Annotated in this window: 17 protein-coding genes; 7 read left to right on the top strand and 10 right to left on the bottom strand. The window is 70.1% G+C overall.

Translation table 11 applies throughout. The features are described 5' to 3' along the window. Nucleotides 1-30 precede the first annotated feature (30 nt). Both AC1DVZ_RS05810 and AC1DVZ_RS05805 read right to left on the bottom strand, forming a co-directional pair. Nucleotides 31-1,149 carry a CaiB/BaiF CoA transferase family protein gene (locus AC1DVZ_RS05810; RefSeq protein ID WP_477617233.1) on the bottom strand — a complete coding sequence of 373 codons (1,119 nt, stop codon included), beginning with the start codon at nt 1,147-1,149 and terminating at the stop codon, nt 31-33. 68 nt (nt 1,150-1,217) lie between these two features. Further along, on the bottom strand, nt 1,218-1,406 hold the full coding sequence (locus AC1DVZ_RS05805) for a BldC family transcriptional regulator (protein WP_179421480.1): 189 nt from the start codon (nt 1,404-1,406) through the stop codon (nt 1,218-1,220). Nucleotides 1,407-1,607: 201 nt separating this feature from the next. Here AC1DVZ_RS05805 and AC1DVZ_RS05800 point away from each other — a divergent pair, with 201 nt between their 5' ends. The 4 genes from AC1DVZ_RS05800 (at nt 1,608) to AC1DVZ_RS05785 (ending at nt 5,303) form a co-directional block, all read left to right on the top strand. After that, nucleotides 1,608-2,714: a Glu/Leu/Phe/Val dehydrogenase dimerization domain-containing protein gene (locus AC1DVZ_RS05800; protein WP_477617232.1), complete on the top strand. Its 1,107-nt coding sequence runs from the start codon at nt 1,608-1,610 to the stop codon at nt 2,712-2,714. A 208-nt stretch (nt 2,715-2,922) separates the two neighbouring features. Beyond that, nucleotides 2,923-3,120: a DUF3073 domain-containing protein gene (locus AC1DVZ_RS05795; RefSeq protein WP_140739237.1), complete on the top strand. Its 198-nt coding sequence runs from the start codon at nt 2,923-2,925 to the stop codon at nt 3,118-3,120. 174 nt (nt 3,121-3,294) lie between these two features. Further along, nucleotides 3,295-4,758: a purine-cytosine permease family protein gene (locus AC1DVZ_RS05790; protein ID WP_477617231.1), complete on the top strand. Its 1,464-nt coding sequence runs from the start codon at nt 3,295-3,297 to the stop codon at nt 4,756-4,758. Then, nucleotides 4,755-5,303 (top strand): cysteine hydrolase family protein, encoded by a 549-nt coding sequence (locus AC1DVZ_RS05785; RefSeq protein ID WP_477617230.1) that lies wholly within the window; start codon nt 4,755-4,757, stop codon nt 5,301-5,303. Before AC1DVZ_RS05790 ends, AC1DVZ_RS05785 begins: the two co-directional genes overlap by 4 nt. Here AC1DVZ_RS05785 and AC1DVZ_RS05780 read toward each other — a convergent pair. The 5 genes from AC1DVZ_RS05780 to purM all read right to left on the bottom strand — a co-directional run bounded on the left by AC1DVZ_RS05780 (nt 5,300) and on the right by purM (nt 8,443). Next, nucleotides 5,300-5,791: a hypothetical protein gene (locus tag AC1DVZ_RS05780; protein WP_477617229.1), complete on the bottom strand. Its 492-nt coding sequence runs from the start codon at nt 5,789-5,791 to the stop codon at nt 5,300-5,302. The genes AC1DVZ_RS05785 and AC1DVZ_RS05780 overlap by 4 nt on opposite strands. Nucleotides 5,792-5,819: 28 nt before the next feature. Further along, on the bottom strand, nt 5,820-6,314 hold the full coding sequence (locus AC1DVZ_RS05775) for a hypothetical protein (protein WP_477617228.1): 495 nt from the start codon (nt 6,312-6,314) through the stop codon (nt 5,820-5,822). A 75-nt stretch (nt 6,315-6,389) separates the two neighbouring features. Beyond that, on the bottom strand, nt 6,390-6,881 hold the full coding sequence (locus AC1DVZ_RS05770; protein WP_477617227.1) for a hypothetical protein: 492 nt from the start codon (nt 6,879-6,881) through the stop codon (nt 6,390-6,392). 43 nt (nt 6,882-6,924) lie between these two features. After that, nucleotides 6,925-7,278 (bottom strand): hypothetical protein, encoded by a 354-nt coding sequence (locus tag AC1DVZ_RS05765; protein ID WP_477617226.1) that lies wholly within the window; start codon nt 7,276-7,278, stop codon nt 6,925-6,927. Nucleotides 7,279-7,327: 49 nt separating this feature from the next. After that, nucleotides 7,328-8,443: a phosphoribosylformylglycinamidine cyclo-ligase gene (purM, locus tag AC1DVZ_RS05760; RefSeq protein WP_477617225.1), complete on the bottom strand. Its 1,116-nt coding sequence runs from the start codon at nt 8,441-8,443 to the stop codon at nt 7,328-7,330. A gap of 96 nt (nt 8,444-8,539) precedes the next feature. Between purM and AC1DVZ_RS05755 the strand changes: the two genes are divergently transcribed. After that, nucleotides 8,540-9,412, top strand: coding sequence for a hypothetical protein (locus AC1DVZ_RS05755; RefSeq protein WP_477617224.1), 873 nt, complete (start codon nt 8,540-8,542; stop codon nt 9,410-9,412). Between the two features lie 76 nt (nt 9,413-9,488). Here the strand turns inward: AC1DVZ_RS05755 and AC1DVZ_RS05750 are convergent, their stop codons facing one another. The 3 genes from AC1DVZ_RS05750 to AC1DVZ_RS05740 form a co-directional block, all read right to left on the bottom strand. Continuing rightward, entirely contained in the window at nt 9,489-10,304 is an 816-nt protein-coding gene (locus AC1DVZ_RS05750) for a hypothetical protein (protein ID WP_477617223.1), read from the bottom strand. 324 nt (nt 10,305-10,628) lie between these two features. Continuing rightward, entirely contained in the window at nt 10,629-12,209 is a 1,581-nt protein-coding gene (gene purF / locus AC1DVZ_RS05745; RefSeq protein WP_477617222.1) for an amidophosphoribosyltransferase, read from the bottom strand. A 65-nt stretch (nt 12,210-12,274) separates the two neighbouring features. Next, nucleotides 12,275-12,499: a hypothetical protein gene (locus tag AC1DVZ_RS05740; RefSeq protein WP_477617221.1), complete on the bottom strand. Its 225-nt coding sequence runs from the start codon at nt 12,497-12,499 to the stop codon at nt 12,275-12,277. 79 nt (nt 12,500-12,578) lie between these two features. Between AC1DVZ_RS05740 and AC1DVZ_RS05735 the strand changes: the two genes are divergently transcribed. Further along, the gene (locus AC1DVZ_RS05735) at nt 12,579-14,195 is read left to right on the top strand and encodes a molybdopterin-dependent oxidoreductase (RefSeq protein WP_477617220.1); all 1,617 of its coding nucleotides are present in this window, start codon (nt 12,579-12,581) and stop codon (nt 14,193-14,195) included. A 279-nt stretch (nt 14,196-14,474) separates the two neighbouring features. Continuing rightward, nucleotides 14,475-15,104 (top strand): fasciclin domain-containing protein, encoded by a 630-nt coding sequence (locus tag AC1DVZ_RS05730; RefSeq protein ID WP_477617219.1) that lies wholly within the window; start codon nt 14,475-14,477, stop codon nt 15,102-15,104. The last annotated feature ends 13 nt before the right edge of the window (nt 15,105-15,117 follow it).

Here is a 15,117-nt window from a genome sequence, read left to right as displayed (position 1 = left end):
AGTCGGCTGTTCGGAGGACCGTCAATCCGCCTAACGTTCGGCACCCAGCTCGCGCACGACCTCGTCCGTATGCCGTCCCGGCGACCCAGCTGGCTGCCCCGCCGTCGTGGGGGTCACCGAGAACCGTGGCGCGGGCGCCGGCTGGACCGTTTCCGGGGCGCCGGGGACGGCGGCATACGCCTGCCTGGCGGCGAGGTGCGCGTCGAAGCGCGCCTCCTGGGCCGTGAGGACAGGCGCCACACAGGCGTCGAGGTCGGCGAAGACCGCCACCCAGTGCGTGAGGGGCCGGGTGCCGAAACGCTCGGCGACCACCTCCGAGACCCGCGGCCAGGAGGCGACGTCCATCTGCTCGGCACCCACGGCGGGGTGGTCCAGCCCCAGGCCGGCCAGGAACCGCTCGTAGAAGGCCGGCTCGATCGCGCCCACTGCGACCCAGCGGTCGTCGCTCGTGCGGTAGCAGCGGTAGAACGGCGCTCCCCCGTCGAACAGGTTCGACCCCCGGGCAGCGGGCCACATCCCCGACCCGAGCATGGACTGGTGCATCGCGGTCATCGCACCGACGCCGTCGACGATCGCGGCATCGACGACCTGGCCCTGCCCGGACCCGCGCGCGTGCCACAGTGCGGCGACGACCCCGAGCGCCAGCAGCATGCCCCCGCCGCCGAAGTCCCCGAGCAGGTTCAGCGGTGGCACCGGACGGCCGTCGGCGCCGGCGAACGCATCGAGTACGCCGGCCACGGCCAGGTAGGTGATGTCGTGACCGGCCATCGCGGCATACGGCCCGTCCTGGCCCCACCCGGTCATGCGGCCGTAGACGATCCGCGGATTGCGTTGCAGCGCAACGTCTGGACCAAAGCCAAGCCGCTCGGCAACACCTGGCCGAAATCCCTCGATGAGGATGTCGGACGCATCGATGAGGCCGAGCACGACCAACAGACCCTCGTCGGACTTGAGGTCCACGACCACGGAACGCCGCCCCCGCAGCAGCACGGCATGGGTAGACCGCAGGTCCTCGCCGGGCCGGTCGACACGCACGACATCGGCACCCAGGTCGGACAGCATCATCGCCGCGAAGGGCACCGGACCGATACCGCCGACCTCGACGACCCGGACGCCCGCGAGGGGGCCAGAACGGCGCGCCGAGTCCATGGGACCGAACGTACCGCCACCCTCGCTGTCAGGTGCGCGCCAGGCCCTGCCCCTGACGCGCTCGTCTGTCAGAGGACGTCAGTGAGGAGAGCGCGAACCTCTACCTCGCGATAGCGGCGGTGACCGCCGAGAGTGCGGATGGAGTTGAGCTTCCCCGCCTTGGCCCAACGCGTCACTGTCTTGGGGTCCACCCGGAACAGTGATGCCACCTCCGCAGGCGTGAGCAACTTCTCGACCTCGGTGGTGCGAGTAACCATGTCTAACTCCTAGTGCAGGGGACGTGCTTCCATAATCGGACAAGCGCGACCCTTTGGGAACATTCCCAACGGGTCATCCGATATGGCCCGTTAGGACTAGTCACCAGACCAACCCGTGAGCGGGATTACGCTGGGTGCCGGCGCGCGATCCGCGCCAACCACCCCGCCCCAGCGCCTCACCGAGCTCAAGGAGTCACCACCGTGACCGCGTCCTCGTCGCCCAGCATCTCGATGTCCTCCACCTCCACGTCCCAGCACGAACAAGTGGTCTTCTGCCACGACAGGGCGACTGGCCTGCGGGCCATCATCGGGATCTACAGCACGGCTCTCGGGCCGGCCCTGGGTGGCACGCGGTTCTACCCCTACGCCAGCGAGGACGCCGCCCTGGCCGACGTGCTGCGCCTGTCCAAGGGAATGGCCTACAAGAACGCCGTGGCCGGCCTCGACCTCGGCGGCGGCAAGGCCGTCATCATCGGCGACCCGGCGACCGACAAGACGCCCGACCTGCTGCGCGCCTACGGCCGCTTCGTCGAGTCGCTCGGCGGCCGCTACGTCACGGCCTGCGACGTGGGCACCTACGTCGCCGACATGGACATCGTCAGCGAGACCACCCGCTTCGCCACCGGTCGTTCCGAGGCCAACGGTGGGGCCGGCGACTCGTCCGTGCTCACCGCCTTCGGCGTCTTCCAGGGCCAGCGCGCCGCCGCCCAGCACCTGTGGGGCCAGCCGACCCTCAAGGGCCGCACCGTCGGCATCGCCGGGGTCGGCAAGGTCGGCCGCATCCTCGCCGGACACCTGCTGGAGGACGGCGCCACCGTCGTCGTGACCGACGTCAACGAGCAGGCCCTGGCAGCCCTGACGGCCCAGCACCCCGAGATCGAGGTCGTCCCCGACACCGCGACCCTGGTGACCTCCGACATCGACGTCTACGCCCCGTGCGCCCTCGGCGGCGCGCTGGACGACACCACCGTGGAGGCCCTCCGTGCCACCGTCGTCTGTGGCGGCGCGAACAACCAGCTGGTGGTCGAGGGTGAGGGCGGCACGGCCGACCGGCTCCGTGCGCGCGGCATCACCTACGCCCCGGACTTCCTCGTCAACGCCGGCGGGGTGATCCAGGTCAGTGACGAGCTGCACGGTTTCGACTTCGAGCGCGCCAAGAAGGGCGCGACGGCGATCTTCGACCACACCCTCGAGGTGCTCGAGACGGCGGATGCGCGCAACATCACCCCTGCGGCGGCCGCCGACCACATCGCCGAGGAGCGGATGGCGGCCAGGCAGGCCGCCGGGATCTGGCTGCCCGCCCGCTGAGCAGGGCGGCTGAGCACGTCTGAGCACGTCCTCTGAGCACGACATCGCCCGGCGAGACGCGGGTCTCGCCACAGAACTTGCATCGCTCATGTAGCGTTGTCCCCACGACAAATACACGATTCCCGGGACCGCTCCGTCGAGCCGAGGCGCCGACATGGTGACTCGACAAGGCGATGCCGTCCCGGCAGACGCATGAGGGGGTCACGCCATGGGGCGCGGCCGGGCCAAAGCCAAGCAGACCAAGGTCGCTCGGGAGCTGAAGTACTTCTCTCCCAACACCGACCTGACGGCGCTTGAGCGAGAACTGCACGGGTCCTCCTACGCGGAGCCGGAACCTGTTTCCGACAGCTCCGTGGGCGAGGACGAGTACGACGAATACGGAAAGTGGGCCTCGGGTCAGCAATGACCTGACGTCCTGACTGACCTCCACCTCATGCGCGGGCCCTCGGGCTCGTGTGTCACCTCAGCCGCGCCGCGGCGTGCGGCCATCGCCGCATGCCGTGGCGTCGCCGTCCCCGCTCCCTGACGCGGTGTGCCGTGGCGGCAGCGCTGTGCGCGAGCCGCGGTCTACGCTCGCGTCATGAGCACAGACACGCGCGCGCAGACCCAGCGCCTCGGGGTGGAGACCACCGGCATCGAGATCATCGACGAGGCCGACCGGACCGCGCGGCCGCAGGACCTGTTCTGGCCGTGGTTCGCCGCCAACGTGTCGGTCTTCGGGATCAGCTATGCCKGCTTCGTGCTGGGTTTTGGCATCTCGTTCTGGCAGGCCGTGCTGGTCGCCGTGGTCGGCGTGGTCGTGTCGTTCCTGCTCTGCGGGGTGATCGCGATCGCCGGCAAGCGCGGCTCGGCCCCGACGATGGTCCTGTCCCGTGCCGCCTTCGGGGTCACCGGCCAGAAGGTTCCCGGCGTGGTGTCCTGGCTGACGTCGATCGGCTGGGAGACGTTCCTCGCGATCACGGCGACCCTGGCCACCGCGACCATCTTCAGGCAGCTCGGCTGGGGCGGCGGGACCGGCACCAAGATCGTCGCCTGCGTCGTCACCGCGACCCTCATCGTGCTCGCGTCCGTGGCCGGCTACCACATCATCATGCGGCTCCAGTCGTGGCTGACCTGGATCACCGGGATCGCGACACTCGTCTACATCGCCCTGACGGTCAAGGACGTCGACTGGTCCGCCGTCAGCGCGATCCCGGCAGGGTCCACGCAGGCGGTCGTGGGGGCCCTCGTCCTCGTGATGACGGGCTTCGGGCTCGGCTGGATCAACATCGCCGCCGACTGGTCGCGATACCAGCGCCGGGACGCCTCCGGCTCGTCCATCGTGCTGTGGAACACCTTCGGCGGCGCCCTCGCGCCCGTCCTGCTGGTGGTCTACGGCCTCCTGCTCGCGGGTTCGGACGAGAAGCTCAGCCAGGGCATCCAGAGCGACCCGGTCGGAACGCTCGCCACCATCCTGCCCACCTGGTTCCTCGTACCGTTCCTCGTCGCCGCCATCCTCGCCCTGGTGAGCGGGGCCGTCCTCGGGATCTACTCGTCCGGGCTGACGCTGCTCTCGCTCGGCGTCCGCATCCCCCGCCCCCGTGCGGCCCTGATCGACGGCGTCATCCTCACGATCGGCACGATCTACGTCGTCTTCTTCGCCGACAGCTTCATCAACCCGTTCCAGTCGTTCCTCATCACCCTCGGCGTGCCGTTGGCGAGCTGGGCCGGGATCATGATCGCCGACATCGTGGCCCGCCGCCGCGACTACGACGAGGAGGCCCTGTTCGACGTGCGGGGCGTCTACGGCGCGTGGGACTGGACCTCGATCGCGATCCTGGCCGCCACGTCCGTGATCGGCTGGGGCCTGGTCATCAACCTCTTCGCCGACGACGCCTCGTGGAACAACTGGCAGGGCTACCTGCTCGGTCCCCTCGGACTCGGAGGCAAGGACGGCGACTGGGCCTACGCCAACCTCGGCGTGCTGGTGGCCCTGGTGCTGTCCTTCGGGTTGGCCCTCGTCCTGCGACGCGGCACGGTGCGCCGCCAGGAGGCCGGCACGTGAGTGGTCGCCCCTGGTTCGTGGCGATCGACCTGCAACGCGTCTTCGGCGACCCATCCAGCGCCTGGTGCGCTCCCCGGTATGCCGCGGCCGCGGCCAACGTCGTACGCCTTGCCACCGCGTTCGGTGACCGATCGGTCTTCACCCGGTTCGTGGCCCCTGCCGAGCCCACCGGGGCCTGGGTGCCCTACTACGGGGAGTTCCCGTGGGCCCTGCAGCCCGCGGACGACCCGTTGTACGAGCTGACCGACGACGTGGCGGCCCACGCGACCACGACCGTCGTGGCCACGACGTTCGGCAAGTGGACCCCCGACCTGCGAGCGGTGGTGGGCGAACAGCCGTCGCTGGTCGTGGGCGGCGTTGCGACCGACTGCTGCGTCATCTCGACGGTGCTGGCTGCGGCCGACGCCGGCGCGTCGGTCAGGGTGGTGACCGACGCCTGCGCGGGGTCGACCGATGACAACCACCACGAGGCTCTCCACGTGATGTCGCTCTTCGCGCCGTTGGTGTCGCTCACGACCACGGCGGAGCTGCTGGCCGAGGCCTAGAAGCCGCCACCCGCCCAGGGCTGCACGATCAGGGCGTGGCTGTGGGCCAACGCCTTGGCCTCGGCGCCGGCGTCCTCGAGCCTGCTCGACGGCTGGGAACCCCCGTGGTCCACGCCCACGTCCGTGGGCTCGGGGTCCAGCCCGTCCCACGCGGCATACCCGGCAAAGAGGCCGAACGCCGCCTCGGCGTGGATGACCCCGTCGGCGAGCAGACGCAGCACCGTCGGCTCGCAGGCGTCGAGGAAGCCGCGCGGGGTGCGACGCTCGCCGATGCTGACCAGCCGCGCGATCGCAGCCGTGTCGCCAGGACCGAGCCGCTGGCCTGCCACCAACCCGTCCTGGACGGCGGTCAGGACGCGGGCACGGGTGTCCTCGTGGAGGCCGGCGAGCGCCTCGTGGTGAGCGGCCAGCAGGGCGTCGAGTGGCCCGGTGCGGAGCAGAAACCGGTACTGCCGGACGGCCTGGTCCTCCTGCGCGGGATCAGCCATCGTTCCCATCCCTCATGCTGGGTCGCGGTCAGGCACGTTGGGGGGCGCCGTCCGGAGCCAAAGCGGCCCCTGTTCTCCGGGAGGCCCGCGACGCTGCTCTCAGCGACGACCTGGTGACCGCCTCCCGGGCGTCCCCGTCCTCGCCGTCCCAGCCTTCGTGGCCCTCCAGGAGAGGGATCGCCACCGGCCTGGTGATGACCAGGTGGGCGAGCCGTTCGAGCGCTCCCTCCGTCAGAGCCGACACGATGATCCCGGGCGTCCGGAGCTCGCCGACAGCAACCAGGTGTGCGATCCCGGCGATGTCGTCCACCGTGAGCTCCCGCCCGCTGAGCAGGCGGTCCTGCGCGGTGCGCAGGACGTGGGCACGGTTCAGGACGTCGAGGGCCGCGAGCGCCTCGCGATGGAGGGCTTCCAGCGCCTCGAGATCCGCCGTGCGGAGCAGGTAGCGGTACTGGCGGACCTCCGGGCGCTCGACCGGGGCCGCTGGCTCGATCTGCCGCCGCTTGAACAGGGTGATGCTCACCCCCCGACGGTAGGCAGCCGCCGTGCAGAAGGGCTCACCCAGAAAGCGTTTTCGGACTCCACCAGATGGTGGATCTCAATGGCCGCCGAACGCGGTGTCCGGGGAGCTCGGCCCACCCGCGAAGTTGCGGTAGAGCACATGTCCCATCAGTGCGTCGTGCCACTGCTCGCCGAAGCCGCCGTCAACCCACTCACCCTCCTCGGTGAGCTGGGGCTCGGCCCCCTCCCACGCGGCATACCCGCCGAAGCGGCCGAACATGGCCTCGGCCACGAGGATGCCCTCGGCCAGCTCCAGCAGCACGCTGGGCAGGCAGGCGCGGAGGAAGTCACCCGGGCGCCGGCGCTCGCCCAGGGTCACCAGGTGGGCGATGGGGCGGACGTCGTCCGGTTGCAGGCGCAGCCCGGCCACCAGCCCGTCCTGCACGGCCCACAGGACCATCGCCCGCCGAGCTCGCGGCATGGGGGCCAGCACCTCGACGTGGGCCTCTTCGAGCGCGTCGAGGGGGGCCGTGCGCAGGAGGAAGCGGTACTGGCGTACCGACTGGTCCTCGTGCTGGGGCGACCACACAACCCGACGGTAACCCCGCCGGAGCCACCCGCGGAAGGCGCTCTCACAGAGGGGTGAGGCCGAACGCGATCGCAAAGGCGGCCCCACCGGCGGCCACGCCGACCAGTCCCGCGGTCAGCCCGGCCAGCCATCGCGGGGTCAGGCCGTCGGGCGCCCTCGCGAGCGTCCAACCGCCACCGCCGGCCACGGCGAGGCACAGCGCCATCGACGCGCCGGTCACCACCCAGATGTCCGTGCTGGAGGTCGGTTCCGAGGGAGTGTGGCCGATGAGGTCGAGCCCTGCGGACACGACCTCCAGCATCACCGCGAGCATCAGCCCGGCCGCCCCGATCGCGAGCGCGCCGATCCACCCGACCCCGAGGGACCAGGCCAACGTGCTGCCCGAGCGTCTGCCCATGCCGCTGAGTGTGGTGCCCTGTCGGCATCCGCCGCATGGGTTTGGCTACTCAGCCGGCGGGATGGTCCCCGATGAGCTGGACCGCGCCACCCTCGACGCCCTTGGCACCGCGGACCACCTCGTGGCCATCGTCGACCGGTGCGTCCTCGGCACCCGTCACCGCGCCGATCGTCCATGCCGGTATGCCGCGTACCTCGAGGAAGCGGGTGGCGGCGTCGACCTGGTCGGCCGGGAGCATGGCGACGAAGCCGACGCCCATGTTGAGGGTGCGTTCGAGGTCGGCGCGGGGCACCCGGCCCAGCCCGCCGATCGTGGCGAAGACCGCTGGCGGGGTCCAGGTGGAGCGGTCGAGTCGCGCGAAGACGCTGGGCGGCAGCACGCGGGCGAGGTTGGCCACCAGCCCGCCGCCGGTGACGTGCGAGAGCGCATGGAGGTCGACGCCGTCGGTGCGGATCAGGTCGAGCAGGTCGGCGGAGTACACGCGGGTCGGGGTGAGCAGCTCCTCACCCAGGGTCTGGCCGAACTCCTCGACGTGGCGGTCCAGCTGCCAGCCTGCGGCGCCAATCACCTTGCGCACCAACGAGTATCCGTTCGAGTGCAGACCACTCGACCCGAGCGCCAGAACCACGTCGCCAGGCACCACACGGTCGGGACCCAGCACGTCGGCATACTCCACGACGCCCGTCGCGGCACCCGCCACGTCGTACTCGTCGGGTTCGAGCAGCCCGGGGTGCTCGGCGGTCTCGCCGCCCACGAGAGCGACCCTGGCCTGCTCGCAGGCGGCGGCGATGCCGGACACGATGGCGGCGATGCGCTCGGGGACGACCTTGCCCGTGGCGATGTAGTCGGTCATGAACAACGGCTCGGCGCCGCACACGACGATGTCGTCGACGACCATGCCGACGAGGTCGAACCCGATGGTGTCGTGCTTGTCGAGCGCCTGGGCGATCGCGACCTTGGTGCCGACCCCGTCCGTGCTGGTCGCGAGGACGGGGTGGCTCATCCGCGCGATCGCGGAGGCGTCGAACATGCCGGCGAAACCGCCCAGGCCGCCCAGGACTTCGGGACGGGTTGCGCGGCGGACGGAGGCCTTCATGAGCTCGACGGCCTTGTCACCGGCCTCGACGTCGACACCGGCGGAGGCATAGGTGATCGGCTCGCTCACGTGGCCAGCCTAGTGCGCGGGGGCTGACGTATCAGACGCGGCCGTGGGACCCTCCTGTTCAGTGGTGCAGGGACCGTTCTCTCGAGGGGATCCGCCATGTCCACGAGCTACCAGTTCGACCTGTTGCGCACGTACCGCTACCTGCGGCTCGCGATGGTGCTCCTCGTCCTGCTGCTGTTCATCTCGGTCACGATGTACATCAACTCGGCCAGCGGTCAGATGCTCCAGTCGATCAGCGCCTCCTACTACACGCCGGTGCGCGCCGTCTTCGTGTCGAGCCTGTGCGCGATCGGCACCTGTCTCATCGTCTACCAGGGCAACACCGACGTGGAGGACGTGCTGCTCAACGGGTCGGGGTTCTTCGCGTTCATCGTGGGCGTCGTGCCGACCCGACCCGAGGAGACGTGCGTGGCGACCGCGATCCCGCAGGACGTCCGCGATGCGATCAGCAACAACGTCACCGCGCTGATGTCCGTCGCCGTGGTCGCCTTCGTCATCGTGATGGGCATCCAGGTGTTCGCGACCCCGGCCTCGGAGAAGGCCCTCTCCAAGGGAGCCGGGGCGGCGCTGGCCTTCTCGGTCGTGGCCTTCCTCGGGTTGGCCGGCTTCTACGTCGTCAACCGCGGCGCCTTCATGTGCCATGGCCACAACACGGCCGCGATCCTGCTGTTCGTCGCGATCGTCGCGGTCGTCTTCGTCAGCGCCCGGGGCCTGGCCGCCAAGCAGGCCAAGGAGGACGGCCGACCGGTGCGCGACCACTTCTGGAACCGCTACTTCTGGGGGTTCGTGCTGATGGTCGCCTCGATCGCCGTCATCGCGATCACGGGGCCGTGGCTGGGCTGGCTCGACCACTGGGTGTTCTGGCTCGAGGCCGCCCTGATCGCGCAGTTCGGGACGTTCTGGCTCACCCAGACCTTCGAGCTGTGGCGTGAGCCCCGGCGCGAGGACGCCCCCGTCGCCGGAGCCTGACGGATCCCCCTCTCCTCCGCCTCCTCCGCCGATTCGATGTAAACGCGCCGGGATCTTCCGGCGGGTTTACATCGAATCAGCCGGCACGGCGGCGCGAGAACGTGGAGTATGCCGCGCAGACCTGGTCCATGAAGCGCTCCGAGTCGAGGCGCAGCCCCATCAGCGTCATGCGCAGGACGCGGTCGCCGCCGATGACGAGGGCGTTCTGGCGGAACTGGTCATCGGTCGCGGCGACGCCCCACTGGTGCTGCGAGCCGTCGATCTCGACTACCAACCCGACGTCCTCCCACGCCACATCGAGATAGGCGCGGTGCGCGCCAACGCGTCGGATCGCCTGTCGAGTGGGTTCGGGAAGCCCCCACTCCCGACACATCCTGGCGAAGTCCAGCTCCCCCAGGCTCTGCGCGCCGTCGCAGATGTCGCGCGCGACAGCCGGGATGAATGCACGACGGGTTCGCCCTCGGACGCTTCGGGTGGCTGCCACCATCTGCAGTCCCGTGACGAGGCGCTGCTGTACCGGCATGACCAGCAGCAGAGCTGCCTGTCGGTCGCTGACCGCCCAGTGGGCGGCACGGACCGCCGCGACGGCGGGGGCGGTGCGGGGTACCCCATCGGAGATGACCTCACCCTCGACTCGCCTGATGACCTTGTGCACCACGACGCCCGCGGTGCCATCGCCCGGGTTGTCCGCCCAGGTCGCCGGGGCGCAGGTGGCTGCCAGTCCCTCGAGCATGCGATTGACCGAGGCGACGTTGGCGTTGTGCCGGACCGAAAGGTGGATCCGCTCGTCCCGGTAGCCGACCAGCCCCGCCGCCTGCAGTGCCGTGACACCATCGAGCGCAGCGATGCGGACGCCGACCTCCCAGATCGCCCGCCAGCGAGTGGCCTCCACACCCAGTGTGGAGGTGTGCAGCGCGATTGTCTGGCGACCATGCAGAGCCCACCGACCAGATCTGACCTGTCGCGCCACCGCGTCACGGTCCCAGCCCCGGGCACGCAGCTCGGAGCGAGACATCACTCCGTCGTGCGCGGATCGCCGTAGCTCGGCGACATCCGTCCGCTCGGTCCGGCGGCTGGTCATCGCCCGATGATCGCGAAAGCCGTCGGCTCGGCCCCGAAGTTGTCCACACCCCCGCCGGATCGATGTAAAAACGCCGGGATCCCCCGGCGGGTTTACATCGACTCGAGGAAGAGGCTGCGGGGGCCCGGTGGGCAGCTAGGGGCGGGTCAGGGCGTCCGCGGCGCCGCCGGCGACCCCGAGCGAGACGCCATCCACGTCGACGGCACCGACGCGACCGATACCCGCCACGTCGCCCACGTCGATCGGCAGCGTCTCGAAGAGGTTCTTGCCGAGTCGGCTCGCGTCGGGGAGCTCCAGCGGGTAGGTCCCCGTGAAGCAGGCGGTGCACAGCTGGGTGCCGGGCTGCTCGGTGGCGGCGATCATGCCTTCCTCCGAGATGTAGCCGAGGGAGTCGGCGCCGATCGAGGTGCAGACCTCCTCGACACCGATGCCGGTGGCGATCAGCTCCGCCCGGGTCGCGAAGTCGATGCCGTAGAAGCAGGGCCAGCGCACCGGCGGCGACGAGATGCGCACGTGCACCTCGGCGGCCCCGGCCTCGCGGAGCATCCGCACCAGCGCCCGCTGGGTGTTGCCGCGCACGATCGAGTCGTCGACCACCACGAGTCGCTTGCCCTTGATGACCTCGCGGAGCGGGTTGAGCTTGAGCCGGATGCCGAGCTGGCGGATCGTCTGCGAGGGGGCGATGAAGGTGCGGCCGACGTAGGAGTTCTTCACCAGCCCCTGGCCGTAGGGGATGCCGGACTCCTGCGCGTAGCCGATGGCCGCGGGCGTGCCCGACTCCGGCGTCGGCATGACGAGGTCGGCCTCGACCGGGTGCTCCCGCGCCAGGGTTCGTCCCATCTCGACCCGCGACTCGTGGACGCCACGGCCGTTGATGGTGGTGTCGGGGCGGGCGAGGTAGACGTACTCGAAGACACAGCCCTTGCGGTCGGTCTCGGCGAACCGCTGGGAGCGCAGGCCGTCCTCGTCGATGATGATCAGCTCGCCCGGTTCCACCTCACGGATGAGCGAGGCACCGACGATGTCGAGGGCGGCCGTCTCGGACGCCACCACCCAGCCACGCTCGAGGCGACCGAGCACCAGCGGGCGGATCCCCTGGGGGTCGCGCGCGGCATACAAGGTGTGCTCGTCCATGAACACGAAGCAGAAGGCGCCGCGCAGCTTGGGGAGCAGGTCCAGCGCCGCGGCCTCGAGGGAGCGGTCGGGGTCGTCGGCGAGCAGCGCCGTGACGAGCGCCGTGTCGGTGGTGTTGCCCCGCACGAGCTCGCCACCACCGGTGCCGTAGCCCTCGGCGCGGCGGTCCGACACCAGCTCGCGCAGCTCGGCGGAGTTGATGAGGTTGCCGTTGTGGGCCAGGGCGACCGTGGACTCGGCGTGTCCGCCGAGGGTCGGCTGGGCGTTCTCCCAGGTCGAGCCGCCGGTCGTGGAGTATCGGCAGTGGCCCACGGCGAGGTGCCCGCGCAACGACGCGAGCGACCGCTCGTCGAAGACCTGGGAGACCAGGCCCATGTCCTTGTAGACCAGGATCGAGCGCCCGTCGGAGGTGGCGATGCCCGCCGACTCCTGCCCACGGTGCTGCAGGGCGTAGAGCCCGTAGTAGGTCAGCTTGGCGACGTCCTCGCCGGGAGCCCAGACGCCGAAGACCCCGCAGGCGTCCTGCGGGCCCTTCTCGCCGGGAAGCAGATCATGCGAGAGCCGTCCGTCGCCGCGTGCCACGTGGCTCAGTCTCCCACAGGGAGAAGCCGCGTTGCTCCAGCCATCACGCGCGTTGCTCCAGCCATTCAGTCGCGCCGGTCCAGCAGTACCGCGACGATCGCGGCGAGCAGCCCGACGACGAACGCACCCACGACGCCGAGGAACAGCACCGCGCTCGTCACGCTGTAGTCGTGGCCGTAGGTCGCGGTGTCGTCGCCGAGGTAGGCGACGGCCGATCCGGCGACGAAGCCGAGGATGACGCCCGTCGAGATGAAGGCGACGAAGTTGGGGTATCGGCGGGTCGGCGGCACGTGCTCACGCTACCCGCGACGCACCGGCGCAGACCGCGCAGGGACCCATCCGAAGGAGAGGCGAGTACGAATAGCACCTATGGAACACATCCCACCGTCACCCGGCGCCAAGCGCCAACGCCTCATGTATGCCGTCAGCGGCGTCCTCGCGGCTGCCGCCGGCATGGCGGTGGGTCACCTCGTGGCTGCGTTCGTCAACCCCTCGGCCTCACCGGTGCTCGCCGTCGGTTCCACGGTCATCGACGCCACCCCGACCCCGGTCAAGGAGTGGGCCGTCCAGAACTTCGGCACCGCCGACAAGCCGATCCTGCTCGGCAGCGTCACCCTCGTGGTCGTCGTCGCCGCCGCGGTGATCGGGTTGGTGTCGCGCACCAAACCGAGCCTGGCCAACGTCCTCGTGGTCGGTCTCGCCATGCTCGCCGGCCTGGCCGCCTGGTTCCGCCCCGCCTCCGCACCGTTCGACATCGTGCCTGCACTCGTCACGGCGGCCATCGGAGTGGTGACGCTCACCGGACTGCGCGCGCTGGTCCCCAGCCTGCCCACCCCCGGGGCCGTCACGAGCGACAAGGCGGCGCCCGACAAGGCGACGCCCGAGTCGCCGCTGGACCACACGGCATACGCGAAGGGGGCGGAGGGCGCCCCTGCCCGCCGCAACTTCCTCATCGGTGCCGCCGGGGTCACGGTCGGCGCCGCGGCGCTCGGCGCCCTGGGCCAGAAGCTCGCGGCGCCCGCCACGCTGCCGTCCTCGGTCGCCCTGCCCAAGCCACAGAACACCCTCCCCGCGCTGCCCACCGGTATCGAGGGCAAGGTCAAGGGCATCAGCGCGTTCAGCACGCCGATCAAGGAGTTCTACCGGGTCGACACCGCGCTGGTCATCCCGCGCATCGACGTCGACAACTGGGTCCTGGAGATCGACGGCAAGGTCGACAAGAAGCTCTCGATCACGTTCGCCGAGCTGCTCAAGATGCCGATGATCGAGAAGGACATCACCCTCAACTGCGTCAGCAACGAGGTGGGCGGCCCCTACATCTCCTCCACCCGCTGGTTGGGCGTCCGCGTGCGCGACCTGCTCGAGCAGGCCGGCGTGCAGGACGGCGTCGACCAGATCCTCAGCGAGTCCACCGACGGCATGACGATCTCGACGCCGATCCAGGCGCTGACCGRCGACCGTGACGCCCTGATCGCGGTCGCGATGAACGGCGAGCCGCTGCCTGCCCGCCATGGGTTCCCCGCGCGGATGGTCACCCCCGGCCTCTACGGGTTCGTGGGCGCCACCAAGTGGCTCACCAAGCTCACGGCGACGACGTATGCCGCGGAGCAGGCCTACTGGACCAAGCGCGACTGGGCGATCGACGGCACCGTGAAGACCCAGGCGCGGATCGACACGCCCGCCGGGCTCGCGACCTACAAGCCCGGCAGGGTGGCCATCGGCGGAGTCGCCTGGGCGCAGCGCCGTGGCATCAAGGAGGTCGAGGTGCGGGTCGACAACGGTCCGTGGCAGAAGGCGACGCTGGGGCCCGACGGCGGCACCGACTACTGGCGTCAGTGGTTCTGGGTGTGGGACGCCACGACCGGCCGGCACGACCTGACGGTCCGTGCGACGGACGGCACCGGCGAGGTGCAGACCGAGAAGCGGGCTGACCCGTTCCCGGGTGGCGCGTCCGGCTGGCACTCGATCGTCGTCCTCATCTCCTGACCCCTCCCGCACTTCTGGCCACTGGTGCTCGATGCTGCGCTCTCTGAGCGCGCAGCATGCCGCGTCAGTGGCCAGAAGTCGTTGCGCTACTCGCACTCCTGGCCACGGGTGCTCGATGTTCGCGCTATGAGCGCGCAGCATGCCGCGTCAGTGGCCAGAAGTCGTGGCGCTTTGAGCACGGAATCCGTTGTGTCAGAAAAGGTTTCAATGCGACCAATCCACCTGTGGGGCAGGTCCGAATACCGGGTGTCAGACAGTCCACAACAAGGAGCCACCATCATGCGACTCGCACGCCGCAGCACCATTGCTGCCCTCAGCCTCGCCCTTCCGCTCAGCCTCGCTGCCTGTGGGAACTCCGGTTCCGACACCGCGGCCTCCACCACCTCGTCCGCGCCCAGCTCCAGCTCCAGCTCCTCGAGCACCTCCGAGGACATGACGGCCAAGCCGTTCGGAGCCGGTTGCGCCGCGGTTCCCGCAGACGGCAAGGGCTCGTTCTCCGGCATGGCCACCGACCCGGTCGCCACCGCCGCGAGCAACAACCCCGTCCTGTCGACCCTCGTCACCGCGGTGACCGAGGCCGGCCTCGGCGAGACCCTGAACTCGGCCAAGGACATCACCGTCTTCGCCCCGAGCAACGACGCCTTCGCCGCTGTGCCGAAGGCCACGATGGACGCCGCGATGAAGGACCCGAAGGGTCTGCTGACCAAGGTGCTCACCAACCACGTCGTGCCCGGCAAGCTCACCCCGGAGATGCTGGCCGGCGAGCACAAGACCCTCGGCGGCGGCACCATCAAGGTGACCGGTTCCGGTGAGTCGTTCAAGGTCGGCGAGGCCAACGTGATCTGCGGCAACGTGCAGACCGCGAACGCCACGGTCTACATCATCGACGGCGTTCTTCTCCCCGGCTGAGCTGAATCAGCGA

The organism is Pedococcus sp. P2_E5 (assembly GCF_056403895.1).
This window is presented reverse-complemented; position numbering and strand designations above follow the sequence as displayed.

Bases quoted from the DNA above. Each gene is read 5' to 3' on its own strand.
- AC1DVZ_RS05810 (WP_477617233.1), bottom strand. From the start codon at position 1,149: ATGGACTCGGCGCGCCGTTCTGGCCCCCTCGCGGGCGTCCGGGTCGTC.
- AC1DVZ_RS05805 (WP_179421480.1), bottom strand. From the start codon at position 1,406: ATGGTTACTCGCACCACCGAGGTCGAGAAGTTGCTCACGCCTGCGGAG.
- AC1DVZ_RS05795 (WP_140739237.1), top strand. From the start codon at position 2,923: ATGGGGCGCGGCCGGGCCAAAGCCAAGCAGACCAAGGTCGCTCGGGAG.
- AC1DVZ_RS05780 (WP_477617229.1), bottom strand. From the start codon at position 5,791: ATGGCTGATCCCGCGCAGGAGGACCAGGCCGTCCGGCAGTACCGGTTT.
- AC1DVZ_RS05765 (WP_477617226.1), bottom strand. From the start codon at position 7,278: ATGGGCAGACGCTCGGGCAGCACGTTGGCCTGGTCCCTCGGGGTCGGG.
- AC1DVZ_RS05755 (WP_477617224.1), top strand. From the start codon at position 8,540: ATGTCCACGAGCTACCAGTTCGACCTGTTGCGCACGTACCGCTACCTG.
- AC1DVZ_RS05730 (WP_477617219.1), top strand. From the start codon at position 14,475: ATGCGACTCGCACGCCGCAGCACCATTGCTGCCCTCAGCCTCGCCCTT.